A 17857-nucleotide genomic window follows, 5' to 3' on the forward strand; every position below is an offset into this window, starting at 1 on the left:
GAGCGCACGGAGGCCCCACGGGCGGGCGACACGCGCCGGTAGACTTTGCCCTGGTCTCGCCCATCCGTACGAGCCGGAGGAGTGCAGTGGCAGCCAAGGACGGGGCAGCAGCACCCGGAAAGTCCGGCGGAGGCTCCGGCAACGAAGCACTGATCCGCGCCGCCCTGAGCGCGGTCGCGCCCGGGCAGGCCCTGCGCGACGGCCTGGAGCGCATCCTCCGCGGCAACACCGGAGGCCTGATCGTCCTCGGTATGGACAAAACGGTCGAATCCATGTGCACCGGCGGCTTTGTGCTGGACGTGGAGTTCACCGCGACCCGGCTGCGCGAGCTGTGCAAGCTGGACGGCGCGCTCATCCTCGACAAGGACATCAGCAAGATCCACCGGGCGGGTGTGCAACTGGTCCCGGACGCGTCCATCCCCACCGAGGAGACCGGCACCCGCCATCGCACGGCGGACCGGGTCTCGCGCCAGTGCGGCTTCCCCGTCGTCTCCGTCTCCCAGTCGATGCGCCTGATCGCGCTGTACGTGGACGGGGAGCGGCGGGTCCTTGAGGAGTCGGCCGCGATCCTCTCCCGCGCGAACCAGGCGCTCGCGACGCTCGAACGCTACAAACTCCGCCTCGACGAGGTCGCGGGCACGCTCTCGGCGCTGGAGATCGAGGACCTGGTGACGGTCCGGGACGTGACGGCGGTGGCGCAGCGCCTGGAGATGGTGCGACGGATCGCGACCGAGATCGCCGAGTACGTGGTGGAGTTGGGCACCGACGGACGCCTTCTCTCGCTGCAGCTGGACGAGTTGATCGCGGGCGTCGAGCCGGAGCGGGAGCTGGTCGTACGCGACTATGTGCCGGAGCCGACGGCGAAGCGGTCGCGCACGGTGGACGAGGCGCTTGCCGAGCTGAACGACCTCACGCACACCGAGCTGCTCGAACTGCCCATAGTCGCAAGGGCGCTGGGCTACAGCGGCTCGCCCGAGACGCTCGACTCGGCCGTCTCGCCACGCGGTTACCGCCTGCTGGCGAAGGTGCCGCGGCTGCCCGGCGCGATCATCGAGCGGCTCGTCGAGCACTTCGGCGGTCTGCAGAAGCTGCTCGCGGCGAGCGTCGACGATCTGCAGACGGTCGACGGCGTGGGCGAGGCGCGGGCCCGGAGCGTGCGCGAGGGCCTGTCGCGGCTGGCGGAGTCCTCGATCCTGGAGCGGTACGTGTGAGGCTTTCTCCTCGGACGGACGGGCCGGATTTTTCCGGCCCGTCCGGCGTCCGAGGCGAAACACCGGACGCCCCGTAGTCCCTGGGGCGTGTTTTAGAAGTCGCGCCTGCCCCGCGGGCGGACGGCGCTACTTCTAAAACACGCCCTAGTCCTTCTCGAGGCGGAACGACGCCGGCAGCACCGTCACCCCCGGGAACTTCGCCTCCACCAGATACGTACCCGGACCCACCGCTCCCGCCGGCGGTGTGGCGCACTGCGGTGCGCTCCGCTTGCGGTCCCACTCCACGGTGTGCGTGATGCTCGCCCCCGCCGGGACCCTCAGCAGCAGACTCCCCGCCGTCCGCGGGCAGTCCTTGGACGACCACACCGCGTCGTCGTGGTCGTCGTTGACGGTGAGCACCGCGGCCCTGGGCCCGAAGTCCGCCTTGCACGTCGTCGCGGACGAGTTGGAGGCGACCAGCTGGAACGAGGGCTTCTCCCCCGGCCCGTAGGCGACTTCGACGCTACGCAGGGTCAACTTCAGTGCGCCCGGCGCGCAGTCGGGCAGGCTGGAGCCGGCCGGTACCTGCTGGCCGCCCGCGCCGCCATTGGCCGCGCCGGCCGCCGCGTTGTCACCGTTCTTGCCCGTGGTGGCGCCGCCGCCCGAGCTGTCACCCGTACCACCGTCGTCGCCGCTGCCGTCGGTCCCGCCGGTTTCGCCCGACTCGTCGCGCCCGCCCGGCTGTTCACTGATCGCCGTGCCGGGCTGCGAGGGTCCGGGCGTGATGGTGCGGGCGGGCGTCGCGCCATTGGCGCTGTCGCCGTCGCCCTTGTCTCCGTTGCCACCGCCGGAACTGACGGCCCATACGGTCAGCACCGCGAGCAGCGCGATCAACGACGCCGCGACTGCCCTCCGTCGCCAGTAGATGGAGGAGGGGAGCGGCCCGATCGGATTGCGCAGAGATCCCACGGCCCAAACTCTACGAGAGATCCGGGCCGACTCCGGCCCCTACCCGCCACGGGACTCGCACATTCTGCTGATCATCACCCCGGGCGGCACCGCCCCGTCCGCGAGCCCGTCACCGAGAGAAGGCGACAGCCTCACGGAGCGTATACACCATCGGCTCCCCGGGACGTGCCAGGATCGGAGTGATGACTGACACCACGACAAACCCCGCCCCGGCTGACGCGGCTGCCCTCCACGCCCCCGTCATCGCCTGGTTCGACGAGCACGCACGCGATCTGCCCTGGCGCCGCCCCGAGGCCGGTGCCTGGGGTGTGATGGTCAGCGAGTTCATGTTGCAGCAGACCCCGGTCAGCCGGGTGCTGCCCGTATACGAGCAGTGGCTGGCCCGCTGGCCGCGTCCGGCCGACCTCGCGGCCGACGCACCCGGCGAGGCCGTCCGCGCCTGGGGGCGGCTCGGCTATCCGCGCCGTGCGCTGCGCCTGCACGGGGCCGCGCAGGCGATAACGGAGCGGCACGGCGGCGATGTGCCCAGCGACCACGCGCAGTTGCTCGCGCTGCCCGGCATCGGGGAGTACACGGCGGCCGCGGTGGCATCCTTCGCGTACGGACAGCGCCATGCCGTCCTCGACACCAATGTCCGCCGCGTCTTCGCCCGCGCGGCGAGTGGCATCCAGTACCCGCCGACCGCGACGACCGCGGCCGAGCGCAAGCTGGCACGGGCGCTGCTGCCCGACGACGAGGGGACCGCCGCCCGCTGGGCCGCGGCCTCGATGGAGCTGGGCGCGCTGGTGTGCACCGCCAAGAACGAGGACTGCGCGCGCTGCCCGATCGCCGCGCGGTGCGCCTGGCGGCTGGCCGGTAAGCCCGCGCACCAGGGGCCGGCGCGCCGCGGCCAGACGTACGCGGGTACGGACCGCCAGGTGCGTGGCAGGCTCCTTGCGGTGCTGCGCGAGGCCGTGGTGCCGGTGCCGCAGTCGGCGCTTGACGCGGTCTGGCACGAGCCGGTGCAGCGGGCCCGGGCGCTGGACGGCCTGGTCGCCGACGGCCTGGTGGAGCCGCTGGAGAAAGGCGTGTACCGCCTCCCCCAGAACTGACGCCGACCAGACACAGAGGCAGCAGAGCCAAAGCCGGGCCCGCCGCCCGCCGCCACACGCCCGGGGGTCGTTTCCCACCCGAACCGTGCCTGAAACATCTCCTGTTACACAACCGATGGATGGCCGTGCGCCCTCCGACGGCTGGACCGCACAGGCCCGTGACAACACCTCCGTAGCTTCATGGGCTGTAAGGGGACGGCAGTTGCTTGTCACGGGGATTCACGGGGACGGAGGCGGTTGAAATGGCGCACAGCGAGGTGCTCGAATTCGAAGAGTACGTACGCAACCGGCAGGAGGCTCTGCTGCGAAGCGCCCGGCGTCTCGTACCCGACCCGATCGATGCCCAGGACCTGCTGCAGACCGCCCTGGTCCGCACCTACGGCCGCTGGGACGGCATCGCCGACAAGTCGCTGGCCGACGCCTACCTCCGCCGCGTGATGATCAACACGCGTACGGAGTGGTGGCGGGCCCGAAAGCTCGAAGAGGTACCCACCGAGCAGCTGCCGGACGCGAGCGTCGAGGACGGCAGCGAACAGCGCGCGGACCGCGCCCTGTTGATGGACGTACTGAAGGTTCTGGCTCCCAAGCAGCGCAGCGTCGTCGTGCTGCGACACTGGGAGCAGATGAGCACCGAAGAGACGGCTGCCGCGCTGGGCATGTCGGCGGGTACGGTGAAGAGCACGCTGCACCGGGCGCTCGCCCGGCTCCGCCAGGAGCTGGAGAGCCGTGACCTGGACGCCCGCGCCCTCGAGCGCGGCGAACTGCGGCGCGACCGTGAGCTCGACGAACGGGGGCAGGAGCGGTGCGCGGCCTGAAAGTAAGAGGCGGCAACAAAAGCCTGGCGGCGAGCGGCGCGGCAATGGCCGGGCTCGCCGCTGTCGGCGTGTTCACCGTCGCCTGCTCCTCGGGGGGCACCGGGGTCCAGGACGAGGGCGCGGCTCATGCCGACGTGGTCGCCAAGGCCACCCCCTCGCCGAGCGCGAGCGCCACGAGCGGTGCGCAGAAGACCGACGGCGTGAGCCCGGTGAAGCTGATCATGGCCGACCCCAAGGTCAGCGAGCGGGTCAAGGCCGATCTCAAGCCGTGCGCCCGGGACTCCTACCCTGTGGACACGTCCTATGGAAACCTCACCGGCGGGACCAAGCCGGACGTGGTTGTCAACGTCTTGACGTGCGGTGACGCGGTTGGCATGGGCACGTACGTGTACCGCGACAATGGCGAGAGGTACGAGAATGTCTTCGCGGTCGAGGAGCCCGCGGTGTACTCGGCGATCGACCGGGGCGACCTGGTGGTGACCAAGCAGGTGTACTCCAAGGGTGATCCGGTCGCCGAGCCGTCAGGCGAGGAAGTGACCACGTACCACTGGGCGAGCGGGAAGTTCGTCCAGCAGTACTGGGTACGCAACGAATTCAGCAGAGCGGTGGGCGATGACGTCGTCCCCGAACCGCAGTCGACGAGCGAGAACTGAGAGAACAGCGGGATGGCAGAGACCCATGTCCTGTTCGTGGAGGACGACGACGTCATCCGCGAAGCGACCCAGCTTGCGCTGGAGCGCGACGGCTTCAGGGTCACGGCGATGCCCGACGGGCTGCAGGGCCTCGACGCGTTCCGGTCGAACCGTCCCGACATCGCGCTGCTCGATGTGATGGTGCCGGGCCTGGACGGAGTGAGTCTGTGCCGCCGCATCCGGGACGAGTCGACCGTGCCGGTGATCATGCTGTCGGCGCGGGCGGACTCCATCGACGTGGTGCTCGGCCTGGAGGCCGGAGCCGACGACTATGTCACTAAGCCCTTCGACGGCGCGGTGCTGGTCGCCCGTATCCGCGCGGTGCTGCGCCGCTTCGGCCACGCAGGCGGAGCGGCGCGCGGCGAGTCCGGCCCGGCGGGCCAGGACGAGCAGGCGGCGCTGCTGGTCTTCGGCGACCTGGAGATCGACACGGAGGGCATGGAGGTGCGCAAGGCCGGTGACCAGGTGGCGCTGACACCGACCGAGATGCGGCTGCTGCTGGAGTTCTCCTCCGCGCCCGGTACCGTCCTTTCGCGCGACAAGTTGCTGGAGCGGGTCTGGGACTACGGCTGGGGCGGCGACACCCGGGTCGTGGACGTCCATGTCCAGCGGCTGCGCACCAAGATCGGACAGGACCGGATCGAGACGGTCCGCGGCTTCGGCTACAAGCTCAAGGCATGAGGCGGCTCATACTGCGCACCGGCGTCCGACGGCTGCATCTCCCGGGGGCAACCCCCGGACCCCCGGCAGCAGAGGCCGCACAGCCCGCGCGCATGGAACAGGACCACAAGGCATGAGGCGGCTCGTACTGCGCACCGGCGTCCGATGGAAGATCAGCATCGCGATCGCGTCCGTGGGTGCACTGATCGCTGTGGCGCTGAGTCTTGTCGTGCACAACGCAGCCCGCGTCTCGATGCTGGACAACGCGCGCGATGTACAGATGGACCGGGTGCTGCTCGCGCAGCGCTGGTACGAGACGTCCAAGAACAAGGACCCCCGCTTCAACACCAAGGTCAATGATCCCGCGCTGCCCAAGTCGCTCCAGAAGCTGATGCGGGAGAAGCGGCGTGGCAGCTTCGTGGACGAGAGCCACCGCAGCCCGCCCGACATCTGGGCCGCCGTCCCCCTCTCCAACGGCGATGTGCTCTCCCTGCACAGCCAGTTCGCGGGCCAGAGCGCCACCATCCTGAACGACCTCGACCGGGCGCTGATCATCGGCTCGGTCTCGGTGGTGTTCGGCGGGTGCGCGCTCGGCGTGCTGATAGGCGGACAGCTCTCGCGCAGACTGCGCAAGGCCGCCGCTGCCGCCCGCGATGTCGCGCAGGGCAATACGGACGTACGGGTCAGGCACGCCATCAGCGGTGTCGTACGCGACGAGACCGACGATCTGGCCCGCGCCGTCGACGCGCTCACCGACGCGCTGAACGGGCGCCTCGAGGCCGAGCGCCGCGTCACCGCCGACATCGCGCACGAGCTGCGCACTCCCGTCACCGGGCTGCTCACGGCCGCCGAGCTGCTGCCGCCCGGCCGCCCCAGCGAGCTCGTACGGGACCGGGCGCAGGCCATGCGGACACTGGTCGAGGACGTCCTGGAGGTGGCCAGGCTCGACAGCGCGTCGGAGCGGGCCGAACTCCAGGAGATCGCGCTCGGCGAGTTCGTCAGCCGCAGGATCACGGCACTGAATCCGGACGTGGTGGTCCGGGTCGTGCACGAGTCCTGGGTGAGCACCGACCCGCGCCGCCTCGAACGCATCCTGCTCAACCTGCTGACCAACGCCGCCAAGTACGGAAAGCCGCCGGTCGAGGTCACCGTGGAGGGCCGCGTGGTGCGCGTCCGCGACCACGGCCCCGGCTTTCCCGAGGCGCTGCTGCGCGAGGGTCCGAGCCGCTTCCGGACGGGCGCCAGCGACCGGGCCGGCACGGGCCACGGCCTGGGTCTGACGATCGCTGCGGGCCAGGCGCGCGTCCTCGGGGCACGGCTGACTTTCCGCAATGCCGCGCCGGAAGGAATGGAGACGCCGCTGGGCGAGTCGGGCGGCGCGATCGCGGTGCTGTGGCTGCCCGAGCACGCGCCGACGAACACCGGCAGCTTCCCGATGATGCCGCTCCAGGACTAGAGGCCTCCAGGACTCCCGGACCGGAGAACTGGAGAACTGGAGAGCTCGCGGGCTAGGGGGCCCAGTCCTTGTCGAGGTCGAGGCCGCCCTCGCGCCGCTGCGTGAAGGAGTACCAGTTGCCCGAGTCGTCGCGCAGGATCGCCTCCGTACCGTACGGACGCTCCTGCGGCGCCTGTATGAACTCCACGCCGCGCGCCTTCAGCTTCTCGTAGTCCCCGTGGACGTCGTCGGTGGTCAGAACCCCCGCTCCCATGACGCCCTTGCTGATGAGCGTCTTCATCGCCTCGGCCGCCTCCGGGTCCATCGCGGGCGCGCCCGGCACCATCAGCGTCAGCTCCACGTCCGGCTGGTTCTTGGCTCCGACGGTCAGCCAGCGCATTCCGCCGTCGCCCATGGTCATGTCCGTGCGGACTTCGAGGCCGAGCTTCTCGGTGTAGAACTCCTTGGCCCGGTCCTGGTCCAGGACCCAGACCGTGGAAATGGCAAGACCCTTGATCATGAGGTGCTCCTCGGTGGGGTTGGTCCCTGCTTGTGGTGCCACCGTAGGCAGCGCCCCGGTCAGCCGGCTTCTCCAGAATTGCTCTGTCGGCCCGGACCCTGTTTCGCGGGGAAGCCGCCCGCCCACAGCAGGGCATAACACCCCGGTATCAGCGCGGCCCCGCGCCCCACGTGCCGGGCGCGGTACTCGCTCGGCGTGAGCCCGGTCTGTTTCTTGAAGCGCGTCGAGAAGGTGCCGAGGCTGCTGAAGCCGACCAGCGTGCAGATCTCGGTGACGGACAGATCCGCCGAGCGCAGCAGCTCCTCGGCCCGCTCTATGCGCCTGCGGGACAGGTACTGGCCGGGCGTCTGTCCATACACCGCCTTGAAGGCGCGAACGAAGTGATACCGCGAATACCCGGCATGGGCGGCCACCGCGTCGAGGTCGAGCGGCTCGGCCCAGTCGCGGTCCATGGCGTCCTTGGCGAGGCGCAGCTGCCGCAGATGGGCCAGGCGCGCCGGCGCCGTAGTGGTGCTTTCCACATGTCCGATGCTGGCACGCACCACTGACAACGGCCCCCGGTGTGCACACCGGGGGCCTCAGCCAGGCATTCTGCGGGGTTCGGGCGGTCAGACCGTCTCGGCGACCTTCTCGCCACCCTGTTCCGCGACCGCACTCTGCTGGGCGTCCGCGCCCGGTTCCGAGGCGGGCGCCGGTGCCGCCCCGCGCAGCGGCACCTCCTTGACGAAGAACGCCGCCAGGAAGCCGATCACCGCGACCGCCGCCCCCAGAAGGAAAGCCGCGTGGGTGCCGGACGACACCGCGAACTGGTAGGCCTCCCTCACCGGGTCCGGCAGCTTGGCCAGGCTCGCGGCGTCCAGCTGCGCGGAACGCTCGGTGATCGCCGAGCCGCCCCTGGCCGCCATCTCGTCCTGCACCCGGCTGGTGAACAGCGCGCCCATGATCGCGACGCCGAAGGAGCTGCCGAGCGTACGGAAGAGGGTGGCGCCGGAGGACGCGACGCCCATGTCCTTCAGCTCCACACTGTTCTGGGCGACCAGCATGGTGATCTGCATCAGGAAACCCATGCCGGCGCCGAGCACCGCCATGTAGAGGCCGGAGGTCAGCCGCGAGGTCTCGGTGTCCATCGTCGAGAGCAGGTACAGGCCGGTCATCATCAGCCCGCCACCGATGATCGGGAAGAGCCGGTACTTGCCGGTGCTGGTGGTGACCCGGCCCGCGATCATCGAGACCACGAGCATCGACATCAGCATCGGGAGCAGCAGCAGGCCGGAGTTGGTCGCGGACGCGCCCTGGACCGACTGCTGGAACAGCGGCAGGAACAGCACCGCGCCGAACATCACGAATCCCGTCAGGAAGCCGATCACCGACATCAGTGCGAAGTTGCGGCTGCGGAAGATGTGCAGCGGCATGATCGGCTCGGCGGCCTTGGTCTCGACGAAGAAGAAGCCGGTGAGCGCGGCCACTCCGATCGCGATGAGCTCCATGATCACGGCTGAGTCCCAGGCGTACTCCGTACCGCCCCAGGTGGTCACGAGCACGATCGAGGTGATGCCCACGGTCAGCAGCCCGGCGCCCAGATAGTCGATGCGCGCTTTGGTCCGCTGCTTCTTCGGCAGGTGCAGCACCGCGGTGACCATGGCGAGGGCCACGACACCGAGCGGCAGGTTGATGTAGAAGGACCAGCGCCAGCCGAGGTGGTCGGTGATGGTGCCGCCGGCCAGCGGTCCGCCGATCATCGCGACGGCCATGACGGCCGCCATCATGCCCTGGTACCTGCCGCGCTCCCGCGGTGGAACCAGATCGCCGATGATCGCCATGACACCGACGATCAGACCGCCCGCGCCCAGTCCCTGGATGGCGCGGAAGCCGATGAGCTGGCCCATGTCCTGCGCCATGCCGCTGAGTGCCGAGCCGATCAGGAAGAGCACGATGGAGGTGAGGAAGGTGCCCTTGCGGCCGTACATGTCGCCGAGCTTGCCCCAGATCGGGGTGGAGGCCGCGGTGGCAAGGGTGTACGCGGTGACGACCCAGGACAGATGCTCCAGGCCACCGAGCTCACCGACGATGGTCGGCATCGCGGTGCCTACGATCATGTTGTCGAGCATGGCCAGCAGCATGGCGATCATGAGCGCGAGGATGACGACCCGGACGCTGCGCGCCTGCGGCTGAGCCTCCTGCTGCTCCTGTGACTGTTGCTTCGCCTGTTGCTGGTCCTGCGCATCGGCGCCCGGCTTTTTCCTGTTCCGCGCTATACCGGCCATCGTTCCCACTCCCCGACACTTACTTGCCGCCCGGCTAGTTGACTACACTGGGACGGTAGCCCCGCAACTAGCCGGGCGTCAAGTAAGTTTCCAGGAGAGCCCCATGGCCAGAGGCAACACCCGCCAGCGCATTCAGGACGTGGCCCTGGAGCTCTTCGCCGAGCAGGGCTACGAGAAGACGTCACTGCGCGAGATCGCGGAGGCCCTCGACGTCACCAAGGCCGCGCTGTACTACCACTTCAAGACCAAGGAAGACATCCTCATCAGCCTCTTCCAGGACCTGACCAGGCCCATGGACCTGCTGATCGAATGGGCGCAGACCCAGCCGCACACCCTGGAGACGAAGAAGGAGATCCTGCGCCGCTACAGCGAGGCACTGCTCGGTGCGGCCCCGCTCTTCCGCTTCATGCAGGAGAACCAGGCAACGCTGCGGGATCTGAGCATCGGCGAGACCTTCAAGGACCGGATGCTGCTGATGCTCGACCTGATCAAGGAGCCCGAGGCGGCGCTGCCCGACCAGGTCCGCTGCTTCAGCGCACTCTTCACGATGCACGCCGGGATGTTCCTGCTCAAGGACGTCGAAGGCGACCCGGAGGACAAGCGCATGGCCGTCCTCGAGGTCGCCATCGATCTCGTGAGCCAGGCTCACGGCGTCAAGGGCTGACGCGCTGCCGCGCCAGGCGCGGTGGGTCAGATGGAGACGCCCTTGGCACGCAGGAAGGTGATCGGGTTGAGCGCGGAGCCGTAGTCCGGGGTGGTACGGATCTCGAAGTGCAGGTGCGGGCCGGAGGAGTTGCCCGTGTTGCCCGAGCGGGCAATGCCCTGGCCGGTCTTCACGTGCTGGCCGACGCGCACGTTGATCTTCGACAGGTGGGCGTACTGCGAGTACCTGCCGTTGGAGTGCTTGATCACAATCGCGTTGCCGTACGCGGGACCGTCGCCGCCGCCGTAGGGGCCGGCCTTCACGACGACACCGCCATGGGTGGCCTTGACCAGGGTGCCCACCGGAACGGCGAAGTCCTGGCCGGAGTGCTTGTGGGACCACATGGCGCCGCCCTGGTTGAAGCTCGCGCTCAGGCTGTAGTGGGCGACAGGCTTGACCCAGCCGACCTTCTTGGCGGCCTTGGCTTTGGCAGCCTTCGCGGCGGCGGCCTTCAGCGCCTTGGCGTGCGCGGCCTTGAGGGCCTTCGCCTTGGCGGCGGCCTTGGCGGCCGCGGCGGCCTTGGCCTTGGCAGCCTTCGCTGCTGCGGCGGCCTTGGCCTGCACGTCGGCCTGGACGGCCACGGCGGCGGCGGGGGTCTTGGCCGCCGCCTGGCCCGCAGTTGCGGAGGCGACACCCGCACCGGCTCCGACGACCATCACGGCGCCGAGTCCGGCGGCCACGACGGCACCACGGTTGCGGAGCACGGACGGGCGGAGACGGTGGTTGATGACGCGCTTCGACATACGGGAGAACCTCCGGGCGTAAGTGGACCCGGCGCGCTGGCACCGGGCTGGCCGTCCCTTGGTAACCCGAGCTCCCGTTCCACCCCAAACCCCCCATCTACGACATTGCGTCGTAGCCGGAGCGCCCTGGATTCACTTCTTGACGCCATCCCCGACTCAACCGGAGTGGCTCGAAAATCGGACAAAATATCCCAGAGAGGAGAGGTTTAAGCCCTTGTACGAACCGAGCGAAGCCGACATCACGCCCGGATAAGCACCTCTCGCCCAGTCATGGACCAAAGGCCTCGGGGGGACCCGGACCGCAGGTCCCCTTCGAGGGGCGGCCGGTGCTCCTATTCCGGCTAGTAGGGCCGGATGGGCCTGTGTGCCTTATCACGGCCCCGGGGCGCGGCAGGGCCCGCGGATGTTACCCGCGACACACCAACTCCCATGCCGCAATTGCCCGTTTCGCCCGATATTGAGCCATCGGAAGCGGCTGATACGACCGAACCGCCACCTTCACGCCCCGCCCCGCCTCCGGGATGCTCCTGTGCCATGAGTAGACCCGTGATTCGCCCTTCCCGAGGCCGCGGACAGCTCCGCGGCCGGCTCAGGCCCGCTCTCTTAGGCCTCGCCTGCATCCTCACGTCCGCACTCACCTGGAGCGCACCCGCGGGAGCCGGACCCTCCGACACCGGGCTCAAAGGCGCCATCGACGCGATCCTCGCCGACGCCCGCATGGACGGCGGGGCAGCAAGCGTGGTCATCGCCGACGCCGCCACCGGGGAGCGGCTCTACCAGCGGGACGGCGGCGACCGCCTGATGCCCGCCTCCAACACCAAACTCGCCACCTCCACCGCGGCGATGGCCCTGCTCGGTCCCGACTACCGCTTCCGCACCGACGTCCTGTCCACCGGCGGCCGTCACGGCTCCACCCTGCGCGGCGACCTCTATCTGCGCGGCGGCGGCGACCCCACGACCCTCGCCAAGGACTACGATCGGCTCGCCGCCGACCTCGCCGCCTCGGGCGTGAAGCGCGTCACCGGCCGCCTCGTCGCGGACGACACGCGTTTCGACACCCAGCGCCTCGGCCGCTCCTGGGCAGCCGACGACGAGTCCTCGTACTACTCCGCGCAGATCTCCCCCCTCACCGTCGCGCCCGACACGGACTACGACTCCGGCACGGTCATCGTCGAGGCGCTGCCCGGCGCCGCCCCCGGTGACAAGCCGCGCGTGAGCCTCACCCCGCCCACCGACTACGTACGCATCGACAACCTCGGCACCACGGTCCCCGCCGGTCAGAGCGACACCCTCGCCATCGAAAGGCAGCACGGCACGAACACGATCGTGGTCAGCGGGGACATCCCCGTCGGCGCGAGCGCGACCAAGGAGTGGGTGACCACCTGGGAGCCCACGGGCTACGCCGCCGCGGTTTTCTCCGATGCGCTCGCCCAGCACGGCGTACGCGTCGCGGGCAGCCCCCGCCTCGGCCGCGCGACCCCGCCGGGCGCGAAACTGCTGGCTTCCCACAGCTCCATGCCGCTTCGGGAGCTGATGTTCCCCTTCATGAAGCTGTCCAACAACATGCACGCCGAGACACTCACCAAAACGATCGGCTATGAGACCGCCGGTCGCGGCAGCTGGGACGCGGGCCTGTCGGCGATCGGCGATTACCTGCAGAAGGAGGGCGTACGGACCTCCACAATCCGCCAGTTGGACGGCTCGGGCCTGACCCGTATGAACCTCTTCCCGGCCGAACAACTCGCCACGCTGCTCCTCTCCGTACGTGACGCCCCCTGGTACGGCGACTGGCACGCCTCTCTCCCGGTGGCCTGCAACACCGACCGCGCGATCGGCGGGACCCTGCGCTCCCGCATGTGCGGAACCTCGGCGGCCCTCAACGCCCGTGGCAAGACAGGGTCGTTGACAGGAGCCTCGGCGCTGTCGGGATATGTGAAGGACGCCGCGGGCCGCGAGCTCGTCTACAGCATCGTTCTCAACAACTACCTGGCGTCCTCGGTGAAGAGCATCGAGGACGCGATCGTGGTCACGCTGGCCGGGTCGGACACGGGGGCGGGAACGATCACCGCCACACTGCCCAACGCGGTGCGCACCCATGAGGTTCCGTCCGACCTCGAATGCTCCTGGCAGAAGCCGAAGTTCTGCTGAAACTCCGGTCGCCCTCGCGATGCCACTGACCGGACGGGCAAAGAAAAGGGGCTGCCCCGGACCGTACGAACGGTCCGGGGCAGCCCCTTCAGACTCTCGGAGCGCTACGCGTCCTTCGACAGGTTCGGCCCGGCTCCGCCGGCCGCCTGCTCGATCGGCGGGACGTCCGGCAGCGCCGACTTCTCCTCGCCGCGGAAGGTGAACGTCTTCTCCTCACCCTCGCCCTCGGTGTCCACCACCACGATGTGACCGGGGCGCAGCTCGCCGAAGAGGATCTTCTCCGACAGGATGTCCTCGATCTCGCGCTGGATCGTCCGGCGCAGCGGCCGGGCGCCCAGAACCGGGTCGTAGCCCTTCTTCGCGAGCAGCGACTTGGCCGTGGGGCTGAGCTCCAGGCCCATGTCGCGGTCCTTCAGGCGCTCGTCCACCTTGGCGATCATGAGGTCGACGATCTGGATGATGTCGTCCTCGGTCAGCTGGTGGAAGACCACCGTGTCGTCGACACGGTTGAGGAACTCGGGCCGGAAGTGCTGCTTCAGCTCTTCGTTGACCTTGGCCTTCATCCGGTCGTAGTTCGACTTGACGTCTCCCTGCGCCGCGAAGCCCAGGTTGAAGCCCTTCGAGATGTCCCGGGTCCCGAGGTTGGTCGTCATGATGATGACCGTGTTCTTGAAGTCCACGACGCGGCCCTGGGAGTCGGTCAGCCGACCGTCCTCCAGGATCTGCAGAAGGGAATTGAAGATATCGGGGTGGGCCTTCTCGACCTCGTCGAAGAGAACGACGGAGAACGGCTTCCGGCGCACCTTCTCGGTGAGCTGGCCGCCCTCTTCGTATCCCACGTAACCGGGCGGGGAACCGAAGAGACGGGAAACCGTGTGCTTCTCGCTGAACTCCGACATGTCGAGGGAGATCAGCGCATCCTCGTCGCCGAAGAGGAATTCGGCGAGCGTCTTGGAGAGCTCGGTCTTACCGACACCGGACGGGCCGGCGAAGATGAACGAGCCACCGGGGCGCTTCGGGTCCTTCAGACCCGCTCGCGTACGGCGAATGGCCTGCGAGAGGGCCTTGATGGCGTCCTTCTGACCGATGACGCGCTTGTGGAGCTCGTCCTCCATGCGCAGCAGCCGGGAAGACTCTTCCTCGGTGAGCTTGAAGACGGGAATGCCGGTCGCCGTGGCGAGGACCTCGGCGATGAGCTCACCGTCGACCTCGGCGACGACGTCCATGTCGCCGGCCTTCCATTCCTTCTCGCGCTTGGTCTTGGCGGCCAGCAGCTGCTTCTCCTTGTCGCGGAGAGAGGCCGCCTTCTCGAAGTCCTGCGAGTCGATCGCCGACTCCTTGTCGCGGCGGACGCCCGCGATCTTCTCGTCGAACTCGCGGAGGTCCGGCGGCGCGGTCATCCGGCGGATACGCATCCGGGAGCCGGCCTCGTCGATCAGGTCGATCGCCTTGTCCGGCAGGAAGCGGTCCGAGATGTACCTGTCTGCCAGCGTCGCGGCCTGGACCAGCGCCTCGTCCGTGATGGAGACGCGGTGGTGGGCCTCGTAGCGGTCCCGCAGGCCCTTGAGGATCTCGATGGTGTGCGGCAGCGACGGCTCCGCGACCTGGATGGGCTGGAAGCGGCGCTCCAGCGCGGCGTCCTTCTCCAGGTGCTTGCGGTACTCGTCCAGCGTCGTAGCACCGATGGTCTGCAGCTCGCCCCGCGCCAGCATCGGCTTGAGGATCGACGCGGCGTCGATCGCGCCCTCGGCGGCACCCGCACCCACCAGGGTGTGGAGCTCGTCGATGAACAGGATGATGTCGCCGCGGGTGCGGATCTCCTTGAGGACCTTCTTCAGGCGCTCCTCGAAGTCACCGCGGTAACGGGAGCCGGCGACCAACGCGCCGAGGTCCAGGGTGTAGAGGTGCTTGTCCTTGAGGGTCTCGGGCACCTCGCCCTTGACGATGGCCTGCGCCAGGCCCTCGACGACCGCCGTCTTGCCGACGCCGGGCTCGCCGATGAGAACCGGGTTGTTCTTGGTACGGCGGGAGAGCACCTGCATGACCCGCTCGATCTCCTTCTCGCGCCCGATGACCGGGTCGAGCTTGGATTCGCGAGCGGCCTGGGTGAGATTCCGGCCGAACTGGTCCAGGACGAGCGAGGTCGAGGGCGTGCCCTCGGCCGGGCCGCCTGCCGTGGCGGCTTCCTTGCCCTGGTAGCCGGAGAGCAGCTGGATGACCTGCTGCCGCACCCGGTTGAGATCGGCGCCGAGCTTCACGAGGACCTGGGCGGCGACGCCCTCGCCCTCGCGGATCAGGCCGAGCAGGATGTGCTCCGTGCCGATGTAGTTGTGGCCCAGCTGAAGGGCCTCTCGGAGCGAAAGCTCCAGCACCTTCTTGGCACGGGGGGTGAAGGGGATGTGCCCGGACGGAGCCTGCTGGCCCTGCCCGATGATCTCCTCCACCTGCTGGCGGACCGCCTCGAGCGAAATCCCGAGGCTCTCCAGGGCCTTAGCGGCGACACCCTCACCCTCGTGGATAAGGCCCAGGAGGATGTGCTCGGTGCCGATGTAGTTGTGGTTGAGCATCCGGGCTTCTTCCTGAGCCAGGACGACAACCCGCCGCGCGCGGTCGGTGAACCTCTCGAACATCGTTAATCGCTCCTCAGAGCGGTCAGGCAGTAAGGGGTCGGTCCCCTCCCTGTCCTTCCGCAGCTTAGTCCCGCAAGCGGGGACCGCTCATTCCAACTGCCGACACCCGTCTGTGGCCTCCTGACCGCTGAACGCCGACAACTGCTCCAACCCGATGGTGCGAGACGATGTTCCCGCAGGCCAGGCAGTTACCCTCACCACCGCTACGCCGATGGCGAACGTGAGACTGACCTGCGAGCGTGTCGCCCCTCCCCACTAGGAATGTCTTACCCGTAAGGACTGACAGTCCATGCGGCGCGCACCGGTTCCCTCAGCTACGGGCGAACAACCTTGCGCCTGGCAATCTGCGCGTACGCCCTCAACTCGGACACCCTGTGCAATCGCATTCACACTTTGCGTAACTCCCGGGCCCGCTCTCCGGTTCCGGGGGTATGGCTTCCATCGTCCCGCTTCCTCGCTCGTCCTGCGACGGCAGTGCCGCACGGTGGTACGAGAACGAACTCGGCTGGGCCGCCCTGGAGGGGTCTCCGGTGCTGCTGCTCACCGGGCTGCACTTCGATGTGCTGGAGCTGCCTGCGGACGTCGGCGCGGCTGTGCTGCGCCGGACGGGGGCGGCGGGGCCCGTGGTCCTGATGGGGCGCAGAATGCGGTTCCTGGTGGCCGCGGGAAGCGCGGAGGAGCTGCCCGGGCTGCTCGACTGGCTTCAGTGGGGCGGGATCGCGCTCGATCTGACCGCCATCGGCGCGGGCGGACTGATGACCGCCCCGCCGCCGCCCGGATGGCCTGGCTCGCGGGGGGCCGCCGTATGGCTGCGACCCCCCGTGCCGGGGCGCAAGGTGGAGCCGACGCTGCCGGCTCTGGCCCCATTCGGACTCAGTGCCGGAACTGGTGGGGGTATCAGCCCCGATCTCGTACGACTCGTGGACACGGTGGCGACCGAGTGCCACCGGGCCCGATTGCTGCGTACGAATACGCCGCGCACTAATACTCAGCCGTTGGCCTTCTCGTAAGCCTCACGAACCGTGGCCGGGACACGGCCGCGGTCGTTCACCTCGAAGCCGTTCGCCTTGGCCCAGGCGCGGATTTCTGCGGTGTCCTTGTTACCGCCCGCGGCGGGACGACCCTTGCCACGGCCGGACGCGGCGCGACCGCCCGTGCGCCGACCGCTCTTCGCGTACGGCTCGAGGAGACCACGGAGCTTGTCCGCATTGGCGGTGGTGAGGTCGATCTCGTAGGTCTTGCCGTCCAGAGCGAACGTCACCGTCTCGTCCGCCTCGCCGCCGTCGAGGTCATCGACAAGAAGGACCTGAACCTTCTGTGCCACCGGATTTCCTTTCATCGAAAATGCAGTACGCGGAAAGGAAACCGCTTTTCCTTGGAAAACACAAACCCTTGGGAGAGGTTCAGAACCCCGAGAACGCGGGAAACATGCGCGATTCGGACATAGGGTTCCGTCTCTTGCGGTGATCACAGGTGCAGAAGCATCCGGCTGTTGCCCAAGGTGTTCGGCTTCACTCGTTCGAGCCCGAGGAACTCGGCGACACCCTCGTCATAGGAACGCAGCAGCTCGCTGTAGACATCTCCGTCGACCGGAGCTTCTCCGATCTCCACGAAGCCGTGCTTCGAGAAGAAGTCCACTTCGAAGGTGAGGCAGAAAACCTTGCGCACCCCCAGCCAGCGGGCGGTCTGGAGCAGCTTGCCGAGTACGTGATGGCCGATGCCGCTGCCCTTGAAGACGGGATCGACGGCAAGAGTTCGCACTTCGGCGAGGTCTTCCCACATGACATGGAGTGCGCCGCAGCCGACCACCCGGGCGTCCTCGTCGCGTTCCGCGACCCAGAACTCCTGGATGTCCTCGTAAAGGGTGACCGTCGCTTTGTCGAGCAGGATGCCTTCACTCACGTACGGGTCGACGAGCCGGCGGACCTCGGGCACATCGCTGGTCCTGGCCCGCCGGACGGTGATGGCATTTGCTGCGGCATAAGGCATGGCCCGAC

The 17857-nt window shown here is 68.6% G+C and carries 17 protein-coding genes; 9 read left to right on the top strand and 8 right to left on the bottom strand.

What is annotated here, in order from left to right:
- Positions 1-86 precede the first annotated feature (86 nt).
- Complete coding sequence (disA, locus tag FBY35_RS15665; RefSeq protein ID WP_142214383.1) at positions 87-1211, top strand: DNA integrity scanning diadenylate cyclase DisA; 1125 nt, start codon at positions 87-89, stop codon at positions 1209-1211.
- Positions 1212-1355: 144 nt separating this feature from the next.
- On the opposite strand, the gene FBY35_RS15670 is transcribed toward disA, so the two are convergent.
- Positions 1356-2159 (bottom strand): hypothetical protein, encoded by an 804-nt coding sequence (locus tag FBY35_RS15670; RefSeq protein ID WP_142214384.1) that lies wholly within the window; start codon positions 2157-2159, stop codon positions 1356-1358.
- A gap of 182 nt (positions 2160-2341) precedes the next feature.
- Between FBY35_RS15670 and FBY35_RS15675 the strand changes: the two genes are divergently transcribed.
- From FBY35_RS15675 to cseC, 5 genes are all read left to right on the top strand, one after another.
- Positions 2342-3250, top strand: a complete 909-nt coding sequence (locus FBY35_RS15675) for an A/G-specific adenine glycosylase (protein WP_142214385.1) — start codon at positions 2342-2344, stop codon at positions 3248-3250.
- A 242-nt stretch (positions 3251-3492) separates the two neighbouring features.
- Entirely contained in the window at positions 3493-4065 is a 573-nt protein-coding gene (locus tag FBY35_RS15680) for a SigE family RNA polymerase sigma factor (protein ID WP_142214386.1), read from the top strand.
- Positions 4053-4718 (top strand): hypothetical protein, encoded by a 666-nt coding sequence (locus FBY35_RS15685; RefSeq protein WP_142214387.1) that lies wholly within the window; start codon positions 4053-4055, stop codon positions 4716-4718. Before FBY35_RS15680 ends, FBY35_RS15685 begins: the two co-directional genes overlap by 13 nt.
- Positions 4719-4730: 12 nt before the next feature.
- Positions 4731-5438 carry a two-component system response regulator CseB gene (gene cseB / locus FBY35_RS15690; RefSeq protein ID WP_142214388.1) on the top strand — a complete coding sequence of 236 codons (708 nt, stop codon included), beginning with the start codon at positions 4731-4733 and terminating at the stop codon, positions 5436-5438.
- 112 nt (positions 5439-5550) lie between these two features.
- The gene (cseC, locus tag FBY35_RS15695) at positions 5551-6873 is read left to right on the top strand and encodes a two-component system sensor histidine kinase CseC (RefSeq protein ID WP_142214389.1); all 1323 of its coding nucleotides are present in this window, start codon (positions 5551-5553) and stop codon (positions 6871-6873) included.
- Between the two features lie 52 nt (positions 6874-6925).
- Here cseC and FBY35_RS15700 read toward each other — a convergent pair whose 3' ends face one another.
- The 3 genes from FBY35_RS15700 to FBY35_RS15710 all read right to left on the bottom strand — a co-directional run bounded on the left by FBY35_RS15700 (position 6926) and on the right by FBY35_RS15710 (position 9636).
- Positions 6926-7372, bottom strand: a complete 447-nt coding sequence (locus tag FBY35_RS15700) for a VOC family protein (RefSeq protein ID WP_142214390.1) — start codon at positions 7370-7372, stop codon at positions 6926-6928.
- Between the two features lie 59 nt (positions 7373-7431).
- Positions 7432-7824 carry a helix-turn-helix transcriptional regulator gene (locus FBY35_RS15705; RefSeq protein ID WP_260848695.1) on the bottom strand — a complete coding sequence of 131 codons (393 nt, stop codon included), beginning with the start codon at positions 7822-7824 and terminating at the stop codon, positions 7432-7434.
- A 156-nt stretch (positions 7825-7980) separates the two neighbouring features.
- Positions 7981-9636 (bottom strand): MDR family MFS transporter, encoded by a 1656-nt coding sequence (locus FBY35_RS15710; protein ID WP_142214391.1) that lies wholly within the window; start codon positions 9634-9636, stop codon positions 7981-7983.
- A gap of 103 nt (positions 9637-9739) precedes the next feature.
- On the opposite strand from FBY35_RS15710, the gene FBY35_RS15715 reads away from it, so the two are divergent.
- On the top strand, positions 9740-10300 hold the full coding sequence (locus tag FBY35_RS15715) for a TetR/AcrR family transcriptional regulator (protein WP_142214392.1): 561 nt from the start codon (positions 9740-9742) through the stop codon (positions 10298-10300).
- A 26-nt stretch (positions 10301-10326) separates the two neighbouring features.
- On the opposite strand, the gene FBY35_RS15720 is transcribed toward FBY35_RS15715, so the two are convergent.
- Positions 10327-11082 carry a M23 family metallopeptidase gene (locus tag FBY35_RS15720; RefSeq protein WP_142214393.1) on the bottom strand — a complete coding sequence of 252 codons (756 nt, stop codon included), beginning with the start codon at positions 11080-11082 and terminating at the stop codon, positions 10327-10329.
- A gap of 534 nt (positions 11083-11616) precedes the next feature.
- Here FBY35_RS15720 and dacB point away from each other — a divergent pair.
- On the top strand, positions 11617-13230 hold the full coding sequence (gene dacB / locus FBY35_RS15725) for a D-alanyl-D-alanine carboxypeptidase/D-alanyl-D-alanine-endopeptidase (RefSeq protein WP_142214394.1): 1614 nt from the start codon (positions 11617-11619) through the stop codon (positions 13228-13230).
- A 104-nt stretch (positions 13231-13334) separates the two neighbouring features.
- Here dacB and FBY35_RS15730 read toward each other — a convergent pair whose 3' ends face one another.
- Positions 13335-15860, bottom strand: a complete 2526-nt coding sequence (locus FBY35_RS15730) for an ATP-dependent Clp protease ATP-binding subunit (RefSeq protein WP_142214395.1) — start codon at positions 15858-15860, stop codon at positions 13335-13337.
- Between the two features lie 431 nt (positions 15861-16291).
- Here FBY35_RS15730 and FBY35_RS15740 point away from each other — a divergent pair, with 431 nt between their 5' ends.
- The gene (locus FBY35_RS15740; protein WP_142214396.1) at positions 16292-16870 is read left to right on the top strand and encodes an SCO3374 family protein; all 579 of its coding nucleotides are present in this window, start codon (positions 16292-16294) and stop codon (positions 16868-16870) included.
- Here FBY35_RS15740 and FBY35_RS15745 read toward each other — a convergent pair.
- Together FBY35_RS15745 and FBY35_RS15750 are read right to left on the bottom strand one after the other, a co-directional pair.
- Entirely contained in the window at positions 16849-17184 is a 336-nt protein-coding gene (locus FBY35_RS15745) for an Lsr2 family protein (protein ID WP_142214397.1), read from the bottom strand. The two genes, FBY35_RS15740 and FBY35_RS15745, sit on opposite strands and share 22 nt — an antisense overlap.
- A gap of 143 nt (positions 17185-17327) precedes the next feature.
- Positions 17328-17849, bottom strand: a complete 522-nt coding sequence (locus FBY35_RS15750; protein WP_142214398.1) for an amino-acid N-acetyltransferase — start codon at positions 17847-17849, stop codon at positions 17328-17330.
- Positions 17850-17857: the final 8 nt, after the last annotated feature.

This window comes from Streptomyces sp. SLBN-118 (genome assembly GCF_006715635.1).
In the GTDB taxonomy this organism is placed as follows: Bacteria; Actinomycetota; Actinomycetes; order Streptomycetales; family Streptomycetaceae; genus Streptomyces.

What these genes read in the sequence shown, in the direction of transcription:
- FBY35_RS15675 (WP_142214385.1), top strand. Translation starts at nt 2,342, where the DNA reads ATGACTGACACCACGACAAACCCCGCCCCGGCTGACGCGGCTGCCCTC.
- FBY35_RS15680 (WP_142214386.1), top strand. Translation starts at nt 3,493, where the DNA reads ATGGCGCACAGCGAGGTGCTCGAATTCGAAGAGTACGTACGCAACCGG.
- cseB (WP_142214388.1), top strand. Translation starts at nt 4,731, where the DNA reads ATGGCAGAGACCCATGTCCTGTTCGTGGAGGACGACGACGTCATCCGC.
- cseC (WP_142214389.1), top strand. Translation starts at nt 5,551, where the DNA reads ATGAGGCGGCTCGTACTGCGCACCGGCGTCCGATGGAAGATCAGCATC.
- FBY35_RS15700 (WP_142214390.1), bottom strand. Translation starts at nt 7,372, where the DNA reads ATGATCAAGGGTCTTGCCATTTCCACGGTCTGGGTCCTGGACCAGGAC.
- FBY35_RS15705 (WP_260848695.1), bottom strand. Translation starts at nt 7,824, where the DNA reads ATGGACCGCGACTGGGCCGAGCCGCTCGACCTCGACGCGGTGGCCGCC.
- FBY35_RS15710 (WP_142214391.1), bottom strand. Translation starts at nt 9,636, where the DNA reads ATGGCCGGTATAGCGCGGAACAGGAAAAAGCCGGGCGCCGATGCGCAG.
- FBY35_RS15715 (WP_142214392.1), top strand. Translation starts at nt 9,740, where the DNA reads ATGGCCAGAGGCAACACCCGCCAGCGCATTCAGGACGTGGCCCTGGAG.
- FBY35_RS15720 (WP_142214393.1), bottom strand. Translation starts at nt 11,082, where the DNA reads ATGTCGAAGCGCGTCATCAACCACCGTCTCCGCCCGTCCGTGCTCCGC.
- dacB (WP_142214394.1), top strand. Translation starts at nt 11,617, where the DNA reads ATGAGTAGACCCGTGATTCGCCCTTCCCGAGGCCGCGGACAGCTCCGC.
- FBY35_RS15730 (WP_142214395.1), bottom strand. Translation starts at nt 15,860, where the DNA reads ATGTTCGAGAGGTTCACCGACCGCGCGCGGCGGGTTGTCGTCCTGGCT.
- FBY35_RS15740 (WP_142214396.1), top strand. Translation starts at nt 16,292, where the DNA reads ATGGCTTCCATCGTCCCGCTTCCTCGCTCGTCCTGCGACGGCAGTGCC.
- FBY35_RS15750 (WP_142214398.1), bottom strand. Translation starts at nt 17,849, where the DNA reads ATGCCTTATGCCGCAGCAAATGCCATCACCGTCCGGCGGGCCAGGACC.